General features: G+C 63.1%; 14 protein-coding genes. 6 read left to right on the top strand and 8 right to left on the bottom strand.

Going from position 1 to position 17,152, the window contains the following annotated elements; genetic code table 11:
* Positions 1–46: 46 nt before the first annotated feature.
* The 5 genes from VX159_RS01955 to glnL all read right to left on the bottom strand — a co-directional run bounded on the left by VX159_RS01955 (position 47) and on the right by glnL (position 5,721).
* On the bottom strand, positions 47–787 hold the full coding sequence (locus VX159_RS01955; RefSeq protein ID WP_371324310.1) for a type III pantothenate kinase: 741 nt from the start codon (positions 785–787) through the stop codon (positions 47–49).
* 130 nt (positions 788–917) lie between these two features.
* Complete coding sequence (locus VX159_RS01950) at positions 918–1,715, bottom strand: biotin--[acetyl-CoA-carboxylase] ligase (protein ID WP_371324309.1); 798 nt, start codon at positions 1,713–1,715, stop codon at positions 918–920.
* A gap of 117 nt (positions 1,716–1,832) precedes the next feature.
* A complete protein-coding gene (locus VX159_RS01945) occupies positions 1,833–3,038 on the bottom strand; it encodes an EAL domain-containing protein (RefSeq protein WP_371324308.1) in 1,206 nt (401 codons plus the stop codon).
* Positions 3,039–3,167: 129 nt separating this feature from the next.
* A complete protein-coding gene (ntrC, locus tag VX159_RS01940; RefSeq protein ID WP_371324307.1) occupies positions 3,168–4,577 on the bottom strand; it encodes a nitrogen regulation protein NR(I) in 1,410 nt (469 codons plus the stop codon).
* Between the two features lie 61 nt (positions 4,578–4,638).
* Positions 4,639–5,721 carry a nitrogen regulation protein NR(II) gene (gene glnL, locus VX159_RS01935; RefSeq protein ID WP_371324306.1) on the bottom strand — a complete coding sequence of 361 codons (1,083 nt, stop codon included), beginning with the start codon at positions 5,719–5,721 and terminating at the stop codon, positions 4,639–4,641.
* Positions 5,722–5,823: 102 nt separating this feature from the next.
* Between glnL and VX159_RS01930 the strand changes: the two genes are divergently transcribed.
* Positions 5,824–6,933: an efflux RND transporter periplasmic adaptor subunit gene (locus VX159_RS01930; RefSeq protein ID WP_371324305.1), complete on the top strand. Its 1,110-nt coding sequence runs from the start codon at positions 5,824–5,826 to the stop codon at positions 6,931–6,933.
* Between the two features lie 20 nt (positions 6,934–6,953).
* On the top strand, positions 6,954–10,109 hold the full coding sequence (locus VX159_RS01925; RefSeq protein ID WP_371324304.1) for an efflux RND transporter permease subunit: 3,156 nt from the start codon (positions 6,954–6,956) through the stop codon (positions 10,107–10,109).
* A gap of 68 nt (positions 10,110–10,177) precedes the next feature.
* Here the strand turns inward: VX159_RS01925 and VX159_RS01920 are convergent, their stop codons facing one another.
* The 3 genes from VX159_RS01920 to VX159_RS01910 form a co-directional block, all read right to left on the bottom strand.
* Positions 10,178–10,627: a DUF4124 domain-containing protein gene (locus VX159_RS01920; protein WP_371324303.1), complete on the bottom strand. Its 450-nt coding sequence runs from the start codon at positions 10,625–10,627 to the stop codon at positions 10,178–10,180.
* A 106-nt stretch (positions 10,628–10,733) separates the two neighbouring features.
* Positions 10,734–12,152, bottom strand: a complete 1,419-nt coding sequence (gene glnA / locus VX159_RS01915; RefSeq protein ID WP_371324302.1) for a type I glutamate--ammonia ligase — start codon at positions 12,150–12,152, stop codon at positions 10,734–10,736.
* Between the two features lie 188 nt (positions 12,153–12,340).
* Positions 12,341–13,501 carry a cation diffusion facilitator family transporter gene (locus tag VX159_RS01910; RefSeq protein WP_371324301.1) on the bottom strand — a complete coding sequence of 387 codons (1,161 nt, stop codon included), beginning with the start codon at positions 13,499–13,501 and terminating at the stop codon, positions 12,341–12,343.
* 47 nt (positions 13,502–13,548) lie between these two features.
* Here VX159_RS01910 and VX159_RS01905 point away from each other — a divergent pair, with 47 nt between their 5' ends.
* From VX159_RS01905 to clsB, 4 genes are all read left to right on the top strand, one after another.
* Complete coding sequence (locus tag VX159_RS01905) at positions 13,549–14,001, top strand: rhodanese-like domain-containing protein (protein ID WP_371324300.1); 453 nt, start codon at positions 13,549–13,551, stop codon at positions 13,999–14,001.
* Positions 14,002–14,079: 78 nt separating this feature from the next.
* Entirely contained in the window at positions 14,080–15,177 is a 1,098-nt protein-coding gene (gene nadA / locus VX159_RS01900; RefSeq protein ID WP_371324299.1) for a quinolinate synthase NadA, read from the top strand.
* 13 nt (positions 15,178–15,190) lie between these two features.
* Positions 15,191–15,946 (top strand): endonuclease/exonuclease/phosphatase family protein, encoded by a 756-nt coding sequence (locus VX159_RS01895; protein WP_371324298.1) that lies wholly within the window; start codon positions 15,191–15,193, stop codon positions 15,944–15,946.
* Positions 15,936–17,102: a cardiolipin synthase ClsB gene (gene clsB / locus VX159_RS01890; RefSeq protein ID WP_371324297.1), complete on the top strand. Its 1,167-nt coding sequence runs from the start codon at positions 15,936–15,938 to the stop codon at positions 17,100–17,102. Before VX159_RS01895 ends, clsB begins: the two co-directional genes overlap by 11 nt.
* Positions 17,103–17,152: the final 50 nt, after the last annotated feature.

The following is a 17,152-nucleotide window of genomic DNA, read 5'->3' as shown; positions in this document are numbered from 1 at the left end:
AACGGCCCCAGCCGACATTAAAAGCGGTTAACTGCGGCCTCCTGGTTCACCCCAGAAGCGGCGGCATGGGTTCGCTGGCAAGCGTCGCCAGCCCGTCGAGCACCAGATTATCGACCCCTTGCCAGGGAATTTCCAGCGCCGGCCCGATCAGCCCGGCAGCGCCACCAGACAACAGGCAGGGGGCCACAGGGTTGGCCAGCCGGCGCCAGGCGCGCTCGATGGCGCCCGCCTGTGCCTCAAGGCAGCCGCTGATGATCGCGTCGTCGGTGCAGTTGGGCTGCGCCACATGCTGCCCCTGCGCCAGCGGCAGCCCGGCGGTATCGCGGGCCAGGCTTTTGCGCATCAGTTCGAGACCGGGCAGGATCAGCCCCCCCGGAAAAAAACCATCGGCAGTCAGGCTGTCGACCGTTGTCGCAGTCCCCGCCATCACCACCAGGCAGGCCCCGCGCACCCTGGCCCAGGCTCCGAGCAGCGCGCACCAGCGGTCCACGCCCAGACGCTCCGGCGAGCGGTAGCCGTTACGGACCCCGACCGCAGCCGGCTGGCTCGCTGCCGTCAGGAGCGGACGCCCCGGCCAGGCAGCGGCGACCAATGCCGCGATCTGGGCCGCCAGCGCCGGCCCGGCGACATTGGCAAGCAGGATTTTTTGCACTTCCGGCGCGTCGACCGTGAGCGTTGCCAGCTGTCCGACCTCGCCATGCGCCAGCGCGCCTTGCGCCCGCCAGCCGGTAGCTGACCAGAGGCCCCACTTGATCCGGCTATTGCCGCAATCGATGCAGAGTATCATCGGCCAAACCCCGTTTCAGCCACAGACCGGGGCCGCAGCCCCCGGGACCCAGCGGCCCCCTGCCCGACCCGGCGGAAGCCGTGAGACTGCGGAAAAGCGGCCGCCTGCGGCAATCCGGCAGGGCCCGCCATCATCCGTGGCGCAAGCTGACATCGCCCGCCAGCACCCGTTCGACCCCGTTTTCCCCACGGACCAGCAAGGCGCCATCGAAATCGGCACCGATGCAGGTGCCGGCGAGCAATTCGCGACCATCCTCGACCACCCGCACCGGCTCGTCCTGCCAGGCATGCCAGCGCTGCCATTCGTTTTTTTGCCCGGCAAAGCCGTCGACCGTAAATGCGTCGAGCACCTGTGCCAATTCGACCAGCAGGGCGGCAAACAAGGCGTGCCGTTCCGGCAATTCGCCGCTCGCCAGCGCATCGACCAACCCGGCCGCCGGCTGCCCGGGAACCGCATCCGGCGCCCGCAGGTTAAGGCCGATGCCTATCACCACCTGGGTTCCCCGGCGGTCTGAGGCCATTTCGATGAGAATACCGGCCAGCTTGGCAAATTCGCCGGCACGTCTGAGCAATACATCGTTCGGCCATTTCAACCCGACTCCACGTGCCCCCAGACCACTCAGGGCACGCGCCAGAGCCACCCCAACGGCCAACGATAGGCCCGACAACTGCAGCGGGCTGCAGGGGAAACGCCACAATAACGAAAAGGTCAGACTATCGGCCGGCGCCGATAACCAGCTGCGCCCGCGCCGACCTCGCCCGGCGGTCTGGGCATCGGCCACCACCACGGTCCCCGACGGCGCTCCAGCATCGGCACGGCGCAGCAATTCGCTGCTGGTTGAATCACATACGGCCAGCGCATCGACATCGAAACGACCGGCATACGCGCCCAGCAAAGGACGCAAAACCACAGGATCAAGTAAAGGCATCAGCAATCGCAGAAAAGTCGGTTAGCCGACCGGCTTCCAAACTGGTTGTTAGGATCAATCAGCGCAAGGCCGGCCGATGAACTGGGGGCGCGGGATGCAACCACCGGCCCAATTCATTCAATCGCACAACATCGCCCCCTGGAGCCGCCCCAGCCGCCGGGCCTCTCCTACCCATGCAGCAACCGAGGCCAGCGCCAGCGGCCGGGCAAAATGATAGCCTTGGCCGATATCGCACCCCAGGCGCTCCAGTTCAGCGGCGACGGCCTCCTCCTCGATCCCTTCACCAATTGTGGACAAGCCGAGCGAGCGCGCCAGATTGATCGCCGTCGAGACAATCTCGTGACTACGCTGAGAACTCAGCATTTCACGCACGAACACCTGGTCGATCTTGAGACAGGAAACCGGCAGCGACTTGAGGCAATCAAGGCCGGCGTAGCCTGTACCAAAATCGTCGAGTGCGACCTTGACCCCGAGTGCGGAAAGCTGGCCGAGAATCAAGCTGACCTGATCGCGGTCCTCAATCAGGGTACTTTCAGTCAATTCAAGGTGCAGTTCGCCGGAACGCATTTCCGATTGCTGCAACAAACCGGCCACGACACCGACAATGCCGGGATCAGACAAATCCGGGGCCGACAGATTGACCGAGATGAACGGGGTGCAATCAGCTTCTTGGCAGCACCAGCGACGCATTTGCGGCCAGTCGCCAACGGCACGGCGCAATACCCATTCGCTGAGCGAATGAATCAGTCCGGTTTTCTCCGCCAAAGCGATCAGACTGGTCGGGACGATCGGGCCAAGCAGCGGATGCCGCCAGCGGATCAGCGCCTCGAACCCGAGCAGACGGCGCAAGGGCAAATCGACCAGCGGCTGGTACGCCAACTCCAGCTGGTTGCTGGCAATGGCATGCGCTAGGTCCTGAGTCAGCATCAGCGTCTGGGTGGCAATCCGTCCATCCTCGACCGCAGCCCGTCGGTCAAGCGGCAGCAGAGCCTCGCTGCGGGCCCGGAAACGTTCGAGCAGGACCGTCAGCAGATGCCGGATCACCGGGTCGGTGCGCTTCAGCAACTCCTGCACATGCACCCGATCGATGCGCAACAAGGTGGTTTCACTCAACGTACGCACCGAAGCGGTGCGTGACTGGCGATCCAGCAAGGCAACTTCGCCAAAAATCTCACCGGCACCGAGTTGCGCGATACTGACCCCGGCCGGTGTGATTACCTCGACTCCACCGGCCTCGATGATGTAGGCAGAGTCACCCGGCTCGCCATAGCGGCAAACTAGGTATCCGGCCGGAAGGTTTTCCCGAGGCAGAAAGTCCTGCATGATGCGCTGACCCCAACTGATCCTGTAGATCTTTTAAAGATAGCATCATTTCCGGCACCGCCATCGAATCTACGTCATCCATCCGTCAACTGCGGTGCCCCGTTCGCCCCATTGCATGCCGGAGCGGAGTCAGGCGGCGCCTGGCTCCTTCTGTGCATCGATCCCCAGTTCCGTAATCTTGCGGGTAATCGTATTGCGCCCTATGCCAAGCGCGTTAGCCGCTTCGATACGGCGCCCCCCCGTATGCTGCAGTGCGCGGCAGATCAGGATTCGCTCGAAGACCTGGACCAGTTCGCCATGCACATCAGGTACGCCACGAGCAAGCAGGGAATCAACCTCGGCGGCCAGCGCATTTTCCCAATTGTCAGCCTGAGCTACCGGAGTTTCGGCACGCAGTTCGGCGGGCAGGTCGCCCACTTCAACCAGTTGCCCCGGCGCCATCACGGTCAGCCAGTGACAGAGATTTTCCAGTTGCCGGACGTTGCCCTGGAAGTCGAGCGCCGCCAGGTACTTGAGCGCAGCTTCGCTGAGTCGCTTCGGCTCAACGCCCAGTTCGCGAGCACTTTTTTGCAGAAAATGCTTGGTCAGCAGCGGGATGTCCTCGCGACGCTCGCGCAGGGCCGGCAGCCGAATCCGGATCACATTGAGACGATGAAATAAATCTTCCCGGAACAGACCATCCTTGACCCGGGCCTCCAGATGCTGGTGGGTCGCAGCGATCACCCGGACATTGGCCTTGATTGGCGAATGCCCCCCGACCCGGTAGAAATGCCCATCCGACAGCACGCGCAGCAGCCGGGTCTGCAGTTCGGCCGGCATATCGCCGATTTCATCAAGGAACAGGGTCCCGCCCTCGGCCTGCTCAAAGCGGCCGCGCCGCTGGGTTTGCGCCCCGGTGAACGCCCCCCGCTCGTGGCCAAACAGTTCGGATTCGAGCAAGTCGCGCGGAATCGCTGCCGTGTTGATTGCAATGAACGGCTTGTCGGCACGCGGACTATGCCGGTGCAGTGCGCGCGCCACCAGTTCCTTGCCTGATCCTGACTCACCGGTGATCAGCACCGTCGCATGTGACAATGCAAGACGGCCGATAGCTCTAAAAACTTCCTGCATCGCAGGGGCCTGCCCAAGGATTTCCGGGGCCAGAGCCTCTTCCTCAAGAGCACCACTTTGGTGCAACGATTCATCAATCGCGCGCCGGATCAGTTCCACGGCGAGATCGACATCGAAGGGCTTGGGCAAATACTCGAATGCGCCGCCCTGGAAAGCCGCCACCGCGCTCTCCAGGTCGGAGTAGGCCGTCATCACGATCACCGGCAGTGTCGGAAAACGGGTTTTCGCCTCCTGCAGCAAATCCAGGCCGGAGCGTCCGGGCATCCGGATATCCGACATCAGCACCTGCGGCGGCTCGCCCTGCTCCAGTTCGGCTAGAGCCTCGTTAGCCGAGGCAAAGCTGCGAAAAGGAATACCCTCGCGGGCCAGGGTCTTTTCCAGCACCCAGCGGATGGAACGGTCGTCGTCTACGATCCAGACGGGTTTCATGGTGGCGCACTCACTCATAGTCGGAATGCACTCCCCTAGCAAGAGTCGGACCTGATCATGCTCAGGCTTCTTCAATCGGCAGTCGCAAGACGAAAACTGTCTCTCCGGGACGACTGCTGCAATCAATCGTCCCGTGATGATGCTGGATGAAGTTCTGGGCGATCGTCAGCCCCAGGCCACTGCCGCCCTCGCGCCCGGAAACCAGCGGGTAAAACATCCGTTCGCGGATTTCATCGGGAATCCCCGGGCCGTTGTCAATCACCCGAATTTCAATCGCCAGACGATAGCGCTTCTTGGCCAAGGTCACCTGCCGCAACGAGCGGGTCCGCAGCACGATGCGTCCATGCCCCTCCATCGCCTGCGCAGCATTGCGGGCGATGTTGAGCAGCGCCTGGATCAATTGTTCCCGGTCGCCGAACAATTCCGGCAAACTGGTATCGTAATCACGGCGCACCTGTAAGGTGCCGGGAAACTCGGCGGTCAGCAAACTGCGCACCCGCTCGAGAATTTCATGAATATTCACGGTTGCCGGCAGCATTGGCCGCTGCGGAGTCAGCAAGCGCTGCATCAGGTCTTGCAACCGGTCAGCCTCCTTGATGATGACCTGCGTGTATTCCTTGAGCGAAGGCGCATTGGGCAACCCCACCAATTCGTGCTCAAGTAGTTGCGCAGCCCCCCGCAAGCCCCCCAGAGGGTTCTTGATTTCGTGAGCCAGATTGCGGATCAATTCACGATTGGCCTGCTGCTGCTCAATCAGACGCTCCTCGCGAGTCACCGCGAGATGATGCTCAATCGGTTGAAATTCGAGCAACAGGCGCATCCCGGCTGCAACCTCGGGGCGCAGGGGGGTGACCGTACAATTGAGATGCAGGACCTCGCCATCCAGCCGGCGGACCTCGACATTCTGACCGGTATAACCCCAATTGTTGGCCAGACCATTTTCCAACGCCCCCTGCAGCGTCGCCGAACAGGTGCACACCGCCGCCAGTGGCTTGCCGGCTGCAAAGCGGCAACTAACTGCAAGAAGGTTCTCGCCGGCAGCGTTGATGTAGCGCAACTGCTGGGCTTCGTCGAGCAGAAGCACGGTTGAGGCCAGCAGATCGAAAGCGGCAAAGGCCGAAACGGGGAGGGCGTTGTTTTCCATCGCTGCATTGTACGGCGCTTTGCCATACGGGCAAGGATGCACCTTGCGTTACTGACCCGTCGTTCATTATCATCCTGCTTCCCTCTCCGCCCATCGACTGCCATGCGCTGCCTCTTCTTCCCCTCCCGGCTGCTTCTCCCCGCCCTTGGAACGCTGATCCTGCTCCCTCTGTTTGGCGGCTGTACCCGCCAGGAAGCGCCACCGAGCGGACCACGCACCGTTTTAGTGCAAGCCGCCGGAGAAGAGCAGCAGAGCATTTCGCTGTACAGCGGAGAGATACGGGCCCGCCATGAATTTGACCTAGCGTTCCGCGTTGGCGGCAAGATCGCCGCCCGACTGGTCGATGCCGGCGCCGAGGTTCGCCCGGGCCAGCCGCTGGCCAGGCTTGACCCAGCTGATCTGCAACTTGCGGCCAGCGCTGCAGCCGCACAACTGGCCAGTGCCGAAAGCGAACATGCGACGGCCCGTGCCGAACGCGAACGCTATGCCGGGTTGCTGAGCAAGAATTTCGTCAGCCCCAGCGCCTTCGAAACCCGTGACAATGCCGCCAACGCTGCGCGTGCGCGCCTCGACCAGGCCCGCGCGCAAGCACGGATCAGCGGCAACCAGGCCAGCTATGGCAGCCTGAGCAGCGAAGCGCCGGCAGTCGTCACCGCCGTCCTGGCCGAGGCCGGGCAGGTAGTGGCAGCCGGCCAGCCGGTGCTGCGCCTGGCCCGCCCGGAGCAAAAGGAAGTCGCCATTGCTGTTCCGGAAGGCCGGGTTGCCGAATTGCGGGCAAGCAAACAATTCACGGTCAACCTGTGGGCCAACCCGAAAATCTCCCTGCGCGGCGAACTGCGCGAACTGGCCCCGGCCGCCGACCCGCAAACCCGCAGCTATGCAGCACGAATTCGGTTGATCGACCCGCCACCCGAAGTCAGTCTGGGAATGACGGCAAGCGTTCGGGTCAGCGCTGCCGGGCAGCCTGGAGCGGGTCTGCTCCTGCCCCTGCCGGCAGTGATCAATCAGGGCCAGGGAGCGATCGTGCGGGTGGTGGTGGCGGGCAAGGTCGTATCACGACCGGTCACCGTGGCGGCGTACGAGGAAAACGGCGTGCGTATCGCCAGCGGCCTGCAACCAGGCGAACTGGTGGTGATCGCCGGCGCCGCCCGGCTAGCCGAAGGCGAAGCGGTTGAGCCGAAGACAGCAACGCCGCCGGCGCAACAACGCTGACTGCCACGGAAGCCACCGCCATGCCAAACGGACACAGCCCAAGCCAACGCTTCAACCTCTCCGACTGGACCCTGCACCATCGCACCCTGGTGGGGTATTTCCTGCTCGTCACCGCCTTGCTCGGCGTTTTTGCCTGGGGCAAGCTGAGCCAGGCCGAAGACCCGCCCTTCACCTTCAAGCTGATGGTGGTACGGACTTTCTGGCCTGGCGCATCGGCGCAGGAGGTGGAACGACAGGTCACCGACAAGATCGAGAAAAAACTGCAGGAAACACCGTTCATTGATCGCCTGTCGAGCTATTCGCGCGCCGGCGAATCGACCGTGCTGTTCTTTGCCAAGGACAGCACACCGCCTGCACAAGTCCCCGATGTGTATTACCAGGTCCGCAAAAAAGTCGGCGATATTCGCCACACCTTGCCAGCCGGAGTTCAGGGACCATTTTTCAATGACGAGTTTGGCGACGTTTTTGGCAATGTTTACGCGTTGACCGCAGAAGGTCTTTCTTACCCGCAGATGAAAGATATTGCCGAGCGCCTGCGCGATGAATTGCTGCGCCTGCCCAATGTCGGCAAGGTCGAACTGTTCGGCATCCAGGATGAAAAGATCTATGTCGATCTGGCCAATGCGCAACTGGCCACACTGGGGATCGATCTGGCGACGATCACCCAGGCACTCGGTCAGCAAAATGCGGTGAGCGGCGCCGGCTTTGCCGAAACCGGCAGCGAACGTATCCAGATTCGCCCCAGCGGCAGCTTCAACAGCGTCGAGGCCATCGCCGCCACCCCGATTCGCGCCAACGGCCGCAATCTGCGACTCGGCGACATTGCCCGCGTCCATCGCGGCACCAGCGACCCGGCTAATACCATGGTCCGCTACGGCGGCAAGCAGGCACTGGCTATCGGCGTTGCGATGAGCAAGGGCGGCGACGTCATCCAGCTCGGCAAGGCACTCGACCGCCGCCTCGACGAACTGCGCCAGACTCTGCCGGTCGGCGTCGAAATCGGCGAGGCCGCCAGCCAGCCGCAGGCCGTCAAGCGCTCGATCGATGCCTTCGTCCAGTCGCTGGCGGAGGCAGTGATCATCGTCCTGTTGGTCACCTTCATCAGCCTCGGCCTGCGGACCGGGATGGTGGTTGCAATTTCGATCCCGCTGGTTCTGGCCGCCACCTTTTTCTGCATGCACCTGTTCAACGTCGGCCTGCACAAGGTCTCGCTCGGTGCGCTGGTACTGGCGCTCGGCTTGCTGGTCGACGACGCCATCATTGCCGTCGAAATGATGTGGGTGAAGATGGAACAGGGCTGGGAGCGCACCCGTGCCGCATCGTTCGCCTACACCAGCACCGCCGGCCCGATGCTGTCGGGAACACTGGTCACCGTCGCCGGTTTCCTGCCAATTGCGATTGCCAAATCCTCGACCGGCGAATACGCCTTTGCCTTTTTCCAGATCAACGCCATCGCCCTGCTGCTCTCCTGGCTGGCGGCAGTGATCGCGATTCCCTGGCTGGGCTACAAGTTGCTCCCGGACCCGCGTGCACCGCGCGCAGCCGGCCTGATTGAACGACGGCTGCCGCGCCTGTACGCCGCGCTCGTCCGGCTTGGCCTCGGCGGCCCGGCACATGGAGAAGATCACGATGTATACAACACCGCCTTCTATCGTCGCTTCCGCGCTCTCGTCGCGCTCTGCGTACACCGCCGCTGGCTGGTGATCGGGCTGACCCTGGGCCTGTTCGTCCTGTCGCTGGCCGGCATGGGCAAGGTCCAGAAACAGTTCTTTCCCAACTCGACCCGACTGGAACTCAACGTTGAACTGCGCCTGCCGGAAGGCGCCTCGGTCGCTGCCATCGACGCGGAAACGGCACGCCTTGAACGCTGGCTGGATGCCGATCAGGAACGACATCAAGATTTCGAGCACTACATCGCCTACGTCGCCTCCGGTTCGCCGCGCTATTACCTCGGTCTTGACCAGCAGTTGCCGGCCGCCAACGTCAGCCAGCTGGTCATCGTCACTCGTAGCGTTGAATCGCGCGAAGCCCTGCGCCAGCGCCTGATCACCCTGTTCGACCAAGGCGATTTCGCTGCCCGCGCACACATCGCCCGGATTGAAAATGGTCCGCCAGTCGGCTATCCGGTGCAGTACCGGGTCTCCGGTGAGGACCTCGGCGAATTGCGCCGGATCGCTGCAGAAATTGCTGAGGTGATGCGTAGCGACCCCGAGTTGTCGCACATCAATACCGACTGGAGCGAACTATCCAAGGTCGTCCGCGTCGAGATCGACCAGGACAAGGCCCGCCTGCTTGGCGTTTCCAGCCAGGACATCGCGGCCCTGCTCAACCTCAGCCGCAACGGCCTGACCGTAACCAACTTCCGCGAGGGCGAGAAGAGCATCGACATCGTGCTGCGCGGTGCTGCCGACGAGCAGCGCCGACTGGAACAACTACCGAATCTTGCCGTACCCACCCGCAGCGGCCGGAGTGTACCGCTGTCACAGGTCGCCACCCTGCACCACGATTTCGAACCCGGAATTGTCTGGCGCCGCGACCGCCTGCCAACGATTACTGTCCGCGGCAACCTTTATGGCAAAACCCAGCCGGCGACCATTGTCGACCGCCTGCAGCCGCAAATCAGCAGCATTGCCGGCAAGCTGCCTGCGGGCTACAAACTGGCGATTGGCGGCTCGGTCGAAGAATCTTCGAAAGGATCGGCATCGGTAGCTGCAGGCATGCCGATCTTCATCCTCGCGGTAATCACCATCCTGATGCTGCAATTGCAGCGCGTCTCGCAGGTAATCATGGTATTGCTGACCGCGCCGCTTGGCATCATCGGCATTGCATTGTTTCTGCTGGTCTTCAACAAGCCTTTCGGCTTCATGGCCCTGCTCGGTGCGATCGCGCTGTTCGGGATGATCATGCGCAACTCAGTCATTCTGGTCGACCAGATCGAACAAGACCTGGCGGCGGGCAAAGCTCGCCTGGAGGCCATTGTCGAATCGACCGTGCGCCGCTTCCGCCCCATCGTACTGACCGCACTGGCGGCCGTGCTGGCGATGGTCCCTCTGTCGCGCAACGACTTCTTCGGACCGATGGCCGTGGCGATCATGGGCGGCCTGATCGTCGCCACGGCGCTCACCCTGCTCTTCCTGCCGGCGCTCTACGCGGCCTGGCACAGGGTCAAAGCCTAGGTACCGGCTAGCAGCGATCACTGAGGGATACCCGGCCCCCTCAGTGGTGCAAGCGCCAACCCCGGGGACTAACGCAAGTTGCCGAGTTCTTTCTGCAGCGCCTGGACATTGCGCTCATGCTGCTGCACCCGCTCGCGATAGGGCAGCAACCGATCCACACCGGGCCGCTGCGCCTCCAGATCGGCCAGATCGCGCCGGGCGGTCTCGAGACTGCGCTGTTCGCCCGCCAACTCCTGCTCAAGGATATGGCGCCGATCGCTATCGCGAGCCTTCTGGGTTTCTTCCTGGACACGGGGGAACCCCGCCGGGCTGGGTGTTGCCGCAGCCTTGGGCGCAGCTTTCGGCGGCGGCAAGTTGTTCTCAGGTGCGCTGACGATGGGTTTGCAGTTTTTATCGACGCGGTGATTCGAAATCAACACCCCGCCACCGGCATCTACGCACTTGTAAATAACCTGCGCCGATGCCGGCAACGTCACCAGGGACGCCAGCAGCAACGCCCGGACCAAGATTTTTGTCATCGCCATGAACTCCTCCGGAGGGCAAGTCTACCGAACTGACTGCGTCTTGCAACGACAATAAAAAAGGCGGGAACAAGTCCCGCCTTCTGGCTACTACAGTGGCTGCTTAGCAGCTGTAGTACATATCGAACTCGACCGGATGGGTGGTCATGCGGATACGATTGACTTCTTCCATCTTCAGGGCGATGTAGGCATCGATCCAGTCGTTGGAGAAGACACCGCCACGGGTCAGGAACTCGCGATCCTTGTCCAGATTGGCCAGAGCTTCTTCGAGCGAGGCGCAAACGGTCGGGATCAGCGCGTCTTCTTCCGGCGGCAGATCGTACAGGTTCTTGTCAGCCGGATCGCCCGGGTGGATCTTGTTCTGGATACCGTCCAGACCAGCCATCAGCAGAGCGGCAAAGCACAGGTACGGGTTGGCGATCGGATCCGGGAAGCGGGTTTCGATACGACGGGCCTTGGTCGAGGCGACGAACGGGATGCGGATCGAAGCGGAACGGTTCTTGGCGGAGTAAGCCAGCTTGACCGGAGCTTCGTAGTGCGGGACCAGACGCTTGTAGGAGTTGGTACCCGGGTTGGTGATCGCGTTCAGGGCCTTGGCGTGCTTGATGATGCCGCCGATGTAGAACAGGGCGGTTTCAGACAGGCCGGCGTACTGGTCGCCTGCGAACAGGTTCTTGCCGTCCTTCCAGATCGACTGGTGCACGTGCATGCCGGAACCGTTGTCGCCAACGATCGGCTTGGGCATGAAGGTGGCGGTCTTGCCGTACTGGTGGGCAACGTTGTGCACCACGTACTTCAGCATCTGGGTCTGGTCGGCACGCTTGACCAGGGTGTTGAAGACGGTACCGATTTCGCACTGGCCAGCGTTGGCCACTTCGTGGTGGTGCACTTCGACCGGGCAGCCGATGGCTTCCAGGGTCAGGACCATGGCGGAGCGGATGTCGTGCAGGCTGTCGATCGGCGGGACCGGGAAGTAGCCGCCCTTGACGGTCGGACGGTGGCCGGTGGCGCCGCCAACGGCGTCGTTCTTCTCACCGGAACCCCAGGAGGCTTCGGCGGAGTGGATCTTCAGCGAGCAGCCGGACATGTCGACCGACCATTCGACGCCATCGAAAATGAAGAATTCGGGTTCCGGGCCGAAATAGGCGGTATCGCCGATGCCGGAGGACTTCAGGTAGGCTTCAGCGCGCTTGGCGATGGAGCGCGGATCGCGGTCGTAGCCACGGCCGTCGGCAGGATCGACGACGTCGCAGGACAGAACCACGGTGGTTTCGTCAAAGAACGGGTCGATGTAGGCGGTAGCGGGATCCGGCATCAGGATCATGTCGGAAGCCTGGATACCCTTCCAGCCAGCGATGGAGGAGCCGTCGAAAGCGTGACCGTTTTCGAACTTGTCTTCGTCAAAGGCGGAGACCGGCACGGTGACGTGCTGTTCCTTGCCACGGGTGTCGGTGAAACGGAAATCGACGAACTTGGCGTCGTTTTCCTTGACCATCTTCATCACGTCTTGCGGGGTTGCCATAAGCGTTAGTCTCCTAAGAAAACAATGTGCCGGGCTGTCCGGCGCCAATCAAAAATCGCAACGCTGTTTGCTAGCAGGAAGCATGCCACTGCCTGCGACTCAACTTTCTATTGTGCCACAAGGGGATAAGCTCGTCGCCAAAAGAATCCATGCACGCAATTGGTGCGCATCCACCAGGGGCAGCACCGTTACGGTGCGTGGCGCACCCAGACCGCCAAGTTGCGCAGCCCACCGACCTCCGGCCAGGCTGCCGCAATCCGGGCCTCGAGCGCCTCCAGCCCCGCCCCTGCCGGCAAGGCCGCAGTGAAGAACAATTCGATTTCCAGGCGTCCGCCGAGGTAGTGCAACTCCATCCGCTCCAGCGGCGGCCACCCCGCCAGCCCGGGCGCCAACACCGCCATGATGGCGTCGCGCGTCGGCAAACCAGGCGCCGGCAAAGCCTGCCCATCGTCCTCGGGGTCGATATGAACCAGTACATCAAGGACATCCCGGTGCATCGCCAGCAGGCGCTCACGTACTGCCTCGGCCACCCGGTGCCCTTCGGAGACGCTGATCCGTGGCCGGACCTGAACATGTGCATCGACCAGCACATGCTGCGCCATCCGCCGGGTCCTGAGCCGGGGCTCGCCAACTACTCCGGACACCGCCCGGACCGTCGTGGTCAGCGCCGCAACCTCGGCAGCCTCCAGCCCGGTATCGATCAGTTCGCGCAGCGCCCCCAGCCCCAGTTCGCCGCCCAGGCGCAGAATCATCAGGCCCATCAAGGCAGCTGCCAGCAAGTCAAGCAAAGGCCAGCCGAGCAAGGCACCGCCGACACCGACCACCACCACCAGGGCCGAAGCGGCATCAGCCCGGGTATGCAGGGCATTGGCCAACAGTAATTTCGAACGCAGGCGATCGGCTACTGCCGCCAGGTAACGATATAACCCTTCCTTGGCAACCACCGTGGCCAAGGCAACCCAGAAGGCCGCTGCCGCCACCGCAGGCGGTGCCTCGCCCTGCTGCAGACGACTGGCGCAATCCCAGAGGATGCCACCGCCGATCAGCGCCAGGGAAGTTCCGAGGATCAGCGTCGCAGCCGTTTCAAAGCGGGCATGACCATACGGATGCGCAGCATCAGCCGGGTGCGCGCTCTGGCGGGTAGCAAAAAGCACCAGAAAATCCGACAGCAGATCGGAAAAGGAATGCAGACCATGCGCCAGCAGCGACTGCGAGTGCGCCAGCCAGCCGACCAGCAACTGCGCCAGAGTCAGCAGCAGATTGACGCCGGCACTCAGCCAGGTGGCGCGCTGCGCCTCCGCGTGACGCAACGCGCCGTTACTGCCCAGGTCGAATTCGCCCTCTGCCATCGTCTCTGCCCTATACTTACGCCCCTGGATTCTAGCAGCCGCCACCCATGGGAACGATTACCGAAATTTTGCGCCTGGCGCAGGCGCGTGCCGAAGGCCTGGGCCGCCCCTATCAGGGCGAACTATTGCCGGCGGAAGCCTACCTGCTCCTGCAGCAGGCGCCCGGCGCCCGTCTGGTCGATGTGCGCACCCGTGCCGAATGGGACTGGGTCGGCCGGGTACCGCAGGCAGTCGAAATCGAATGGAACCAGTACCCGGGCGGTACGCGCAATCCGCACTTCGTTGCCGAACTGACCCGCCAGGTCGATCGCGAAGCGCTGGTGATGTTCCTCTGCCGTAGCGGCGTGCGCTCGATTGGCGCCGCCAGCACGGCCTGCGAAGTGGGTTTCACCAATTGCTACAACATCCTTGAAGGCTTCGAGGGCGACAAGGACGCCAACGGTCAGCGCGGTCACATCGGCGGCTGGCGCAAGGCCGGACTGCCCTGGCACCAGGGCTGATGCGGCCAGGCATTTTCGCGAATTTTCACGGTCGACCGTAAAAATCGACAAAAACCAACCCTTACACTCTGTCTCAGCATGCAAACCGCGACCATTTCCTTCGACCCGTTCAACAGCCTCTCCGACGAAGCCTGTCAGGAACGCATCCGCGCTGCCCGCGCCAAGCTCGGCAAGAAGGCCGTGATCCTCTGCCACCATTACCAGCGTGCCGACGTCTATCAGCATGCCGATCTGACCGGCGACTCACTCAAGCTGTCGCGCCTCGCCTCGCAAACCGACTCGGAATATGTCGTCTTCTGCGGCGTGCACTTCATGGCCGAAGTCGCCGACATCATGACCGCACCCAACCAGATCGCGATCCTGCCCGATCTTGCCGCCGGCTGTTCGATGGCCGACATGGCCAACCTGGCCAAGGTCGAACGCTGCTGGCGCGAGCTAGGCGCGGTGATCGATGTCGAAAAAGAAGTCACCCCCGTCACCTACATCAACTCGGCCGCAGACCTCAAAGCCTTCTGCGGCGAGCACGGCGGCATCGTGTGCACCTCTTCGAATGCCGGCACTATCGCCAAATGGGCCTTTGACCAGCGCCCGAAAGTGCTGTTCTTCCCCGATCAGCACCTGGGTCGCTGGACCGGCCACAACATGGGTTTCGCGATGGACGAAATGGTGGTCTGGGACCCGGATCTGGAAATGGGCGGTCTCACCCCGGCCCAGATCAAGAAGGCGCGCATCCTGCTGTGGAAAGGCCACTGCTCGGTGCACCAGATGTTCCAGAAGTCGCACATCGACGCCTTCCGCGCCAAGTATCCCGAGGGCAAGGTGATCGCCCACCCGGAGTGCAACTTCGAAGTCTGCGCCGCCTCCGACTACGTCGGTTCGACCGAGCACATCGTCAAGACCATCAAGGAAGCACCGGAAGGCACGCGCTGGCTGGTCGGCACCGAGCTCAATCTGGTCGACCGCCTGGCCAAGGAAGTGCTGCCGCAGAACAAGATCGTGCAGTTCATGGCCACCACCATCTGCATGTGCTCGACGATGCAGCGGATCGACCCGCAGCACCTGGCGTGGACGCTGGAAAACCTGGCCGAGGGCAAGGTGGTCAATCAGATCAAGGTGCCGGAACACGAAACGGCTGCGGCCAAGCTGGCACTGGACCGGATGCTGGCGATTTCCTGAAGCGGCCCCGACGATGAAAATGCCCGCGCTGCATGTCGCCACCTACAACATCCACAAGGGCTTTTCGCAATTCAACCGGCGGATGATGGTGCACGAGTTGCGCGAGCGGCTGCGCCATCTCAACCCGGACATCGTCTTCCTGCAGGAAGTCCAGGGCCTGCACCTGCAGCACGCCGAAAATCATGCCGACTGGCCGGCCGCGCCGCAGCACGAGTTCCTCGCCGACGAGCACTGGCTGGACAGCGCCTACGGGCGCAACATGATCTACGACCACGGCCACCACGGCAACGCGATCCTGTCGCGCTTTCCGATCCTGCACAGCCACAACCAGGACGTCACCCACCTGCACTTTGAAAAACGCGGCCTGCTGCACTGCCGCATCCAGTTGCCGGAAACCGTCGCCCATTGTGTCTGCGTGCACCTGTCGCTGTTCGGTCATTCGCGGCGGCGGCAGATGGAGGCGCTGGCCGACTATCTCGACCGCGAGGCCGACCCGCAGGCACCGCTGATCATCGCCGGCGATTTCAACGACTGGCGCAACCGCGCCGGTGACCAGCTTGCCCGCCGCCTCGGCCTGAGCGAAGCCTTCAGCTGTCCACGCGGCATCCCGGCGCGCAGTTTTCCGGCCGCCTTGCCGATGTTCCGCCTCGACCGCATCTACCTGCGCGGCTTCGCCGTGCACCGTACCGAAATCCACCACGGCCCGCCGTGGTCGGCCATTTCCGACCACGCCGCGCTCTCAGCCCACCTGACGCGGCATGCCTCCTGAGCAGATTCCCGGCAACCGGTTGACCCTCCTTGAGTCGGGACGCGAGTATTTTCCCGCCCTGCTCGCCGCACTTGACAGCGCCTGCCGCGACATTCACCTCGAAAGCTATATCTACGCCAACGATGCCATTGGCCAGGCGGTCAGCGCCGCGCTGTGCCGGGCGGCGCTGCGCGGGGTGCGGGTACATGTCACGGTCGACGGCTTTGGCGGGCGGAATTTCCCCGCCGATTTTCTGCCGCAACTGCTCGCAGCTGGCGTGCAGGCCATGCTTTATCGCCCCGAGTTCGCCCGCTTCCGGCTGCGCCGTCACCGCCTCCGCCGCCTGCACCGCAAGCTGGCGGTGATCGATGGCCGGATCGCTTTCATCGGTGGCATCAACATCGTCGACGACGACAACGCCCCGCCCGAGATGCGCCCGCGCTACGACTACGCAGTACAGGTCGAAGGCCCGCTGGTCGCCCGGATGCATCAGAACATGCGGCGGATGTGGGAAATTGTCGCCTGGGCCAACTTCAAGCGCCGTTATCGCCTGCTCGACACCCAACCGGCAACGCCGCCGCAGGTCGGCGACCAGAGTGCCGCCTTCGTCATTCGCGACAATATCCGCCACCGCGCCGACATTCTCAACGCCTATCTCGATGCGATCCGCAGCGCCCGCCGCGAAATCCTGATTGCCAACGCCTACTTCCTGCCCGGCGTCCGCTTCGGCCGCGCCCTTTACGCCGCCGCCCGCCGCGGGGTACGAGTACGCATCCTGCTGCAGGGCAAGAGCGACCATCCGCTACTGCGTTATGCGACGCAAACGCTCTACCGCAGTGCGCTAGCAGCCGGAATCGAGATTTTCGAGTACGAAAAGAGCTTCCTCCACGCCAAGGTGGCGGTCATCGACGGCACATGGGCAACCGTCGGTTCGTCGAATATCGACCCTTTCAGTCTGCTGCTGGCCAAGGAGGCCAATCTGGTCGTCGCCGACCGGCGCTTTGCCGAACAACTGCAGGCGCGCGTCGAACAGGCTCTCGCCAGCGGGGCCCGGCGCATGCGCGCTGGCGAGTTCGAGCGCCAGCCATGGCCTTCGCGCCTGTTGCGCTGGGCCAGCTACGGCTTGGTCCGACTGGCGGCCAATCTGGTACTGCCAACCGACCGCACCGACGACTAGGCTGTGCACCAACAACTACGGACCCGATCCTGCCCCCCGGTCAAAGAGCC

It is taken from the genome of Dechloromonas sp. ZY10 (assembly GCF_041378895.1).
GTDB classification, from domain to species: domain Bacteria; phylum Pseudomonadota; class Gammaproteobacteria; order Burkholderiales; family Rhodocyclaceae; genus Azonexus; species Azonexus aquae.
The sequence above is the reverse complement of the archived record's forward strand: the minus strand, read 5'-3'. Positions and strand labels throughout refer to the sequence as shown.

What these genes read in the sequence shown, in the direction of transcription:
- clsB (WP_371324297.1), top strand. Translation starts at nt 15,936, where the DNA reads ATGCCTCCTGAGCAGATTCCCGGCAACCGGTTGACCCTCCTTGAGTCG.
- VX159_RS01930 (WP_371324305.1), top strand. Translation starts at nt 5,824, where the DNA reads ATGCGCTGCCTCTTCTTCCCCTCCCGGCTGCTTCTCCCCGCCCTTGGA.
- nadA (WP_371324299.1), top strand. Translation starts at nt 14,080, where the DNA reads ATGCAAACCGCGACCATTTCCTTCGACCCGTTCAACAGCCTCTCCGAC.
- glnL (WP_371324306.1), bottom strand. Translation starts at nt 5,721, where the DNA reads ATGGAAAACAACGCCCTCCCCGTTTCGGCCTTTGCCGCTTTCGATCTG.
- ntrC (WP_371324307.1), bottom strand. Translation starts at nt 4,577, where the DNA reads ATGAAACCCGTCTGGATCGTAGACGACGACCGTTCCATCCGCTGGGTG.
- VX159_RS01950 (WP_371324309.1), bottom strand. Translation starts at nt 1,715, where the DNA reads ATGCCTTTACTTGATCCTGTGGTTTTGCGTCCTTTGCTGGGCGCGTAT.
- glnA (WP_371324302.1), bottom strand. Translation starts at nt 12,152, where the DNA reads ATGGCAACCCCGCAAGACGTGATGAAGATGGTCAAGGAAAACGACGCC.
- VX159_RS01910 (WP_371324301.1), bottom strand. Translation starts at nt 13,501, where the DNA reads ATGGCAGAGGGCGAATTCGACCTGGGCAGTAACGGCGCGTTGCGTCAC.
- VX159_RS01945 (WP_371324308.1), bottom strand. Translation starts at nt 3,038, where the DNA reads ATGCAGGACTTTCTGCCTCGGGAAAACCTTCCGGCCGGATACCTAGTT.
- VX159_RS01895 (WP_371324298.1), top strand. Translation starts at nt 15,191, where the DNA reads ATGAAAATGCCCGCGCTGCATGTCGCCACCTACAACATCCACAAGGGC.
- VX159_RS01920 (WP_371324303.1), bottom strand. Translation starts at nt 10,627, where the DNA reads ATGACAAAAATCTTGGTCCGGGCGTTGCTGCTGGCGTCCCTGGTGACG.
- VX159_RS01955 (WP_371324310.1), bottom strand. Translation starts at nt 787, where the DNA reads ATGATACTCTGCATCGATTGCGGCAATAGCCGGATCAAGTGGGGCCTC.
- VX159_RS01925 (WP_371324304.1), top strand. Translation starts at nt 6,954, where the DNA reads ATGCCAAACGGACACAGCCCAAGCCAACGCTTCAACCTCTCCGACTGG.
- VX159_RS01905 (WP_371324300.1), top strand. Translation starts at nt 13,549, where the DNA reads ATGGGAACGATTACCGAAATTTTGCGCCTGGCGCAGGCGCGTGCCGAA.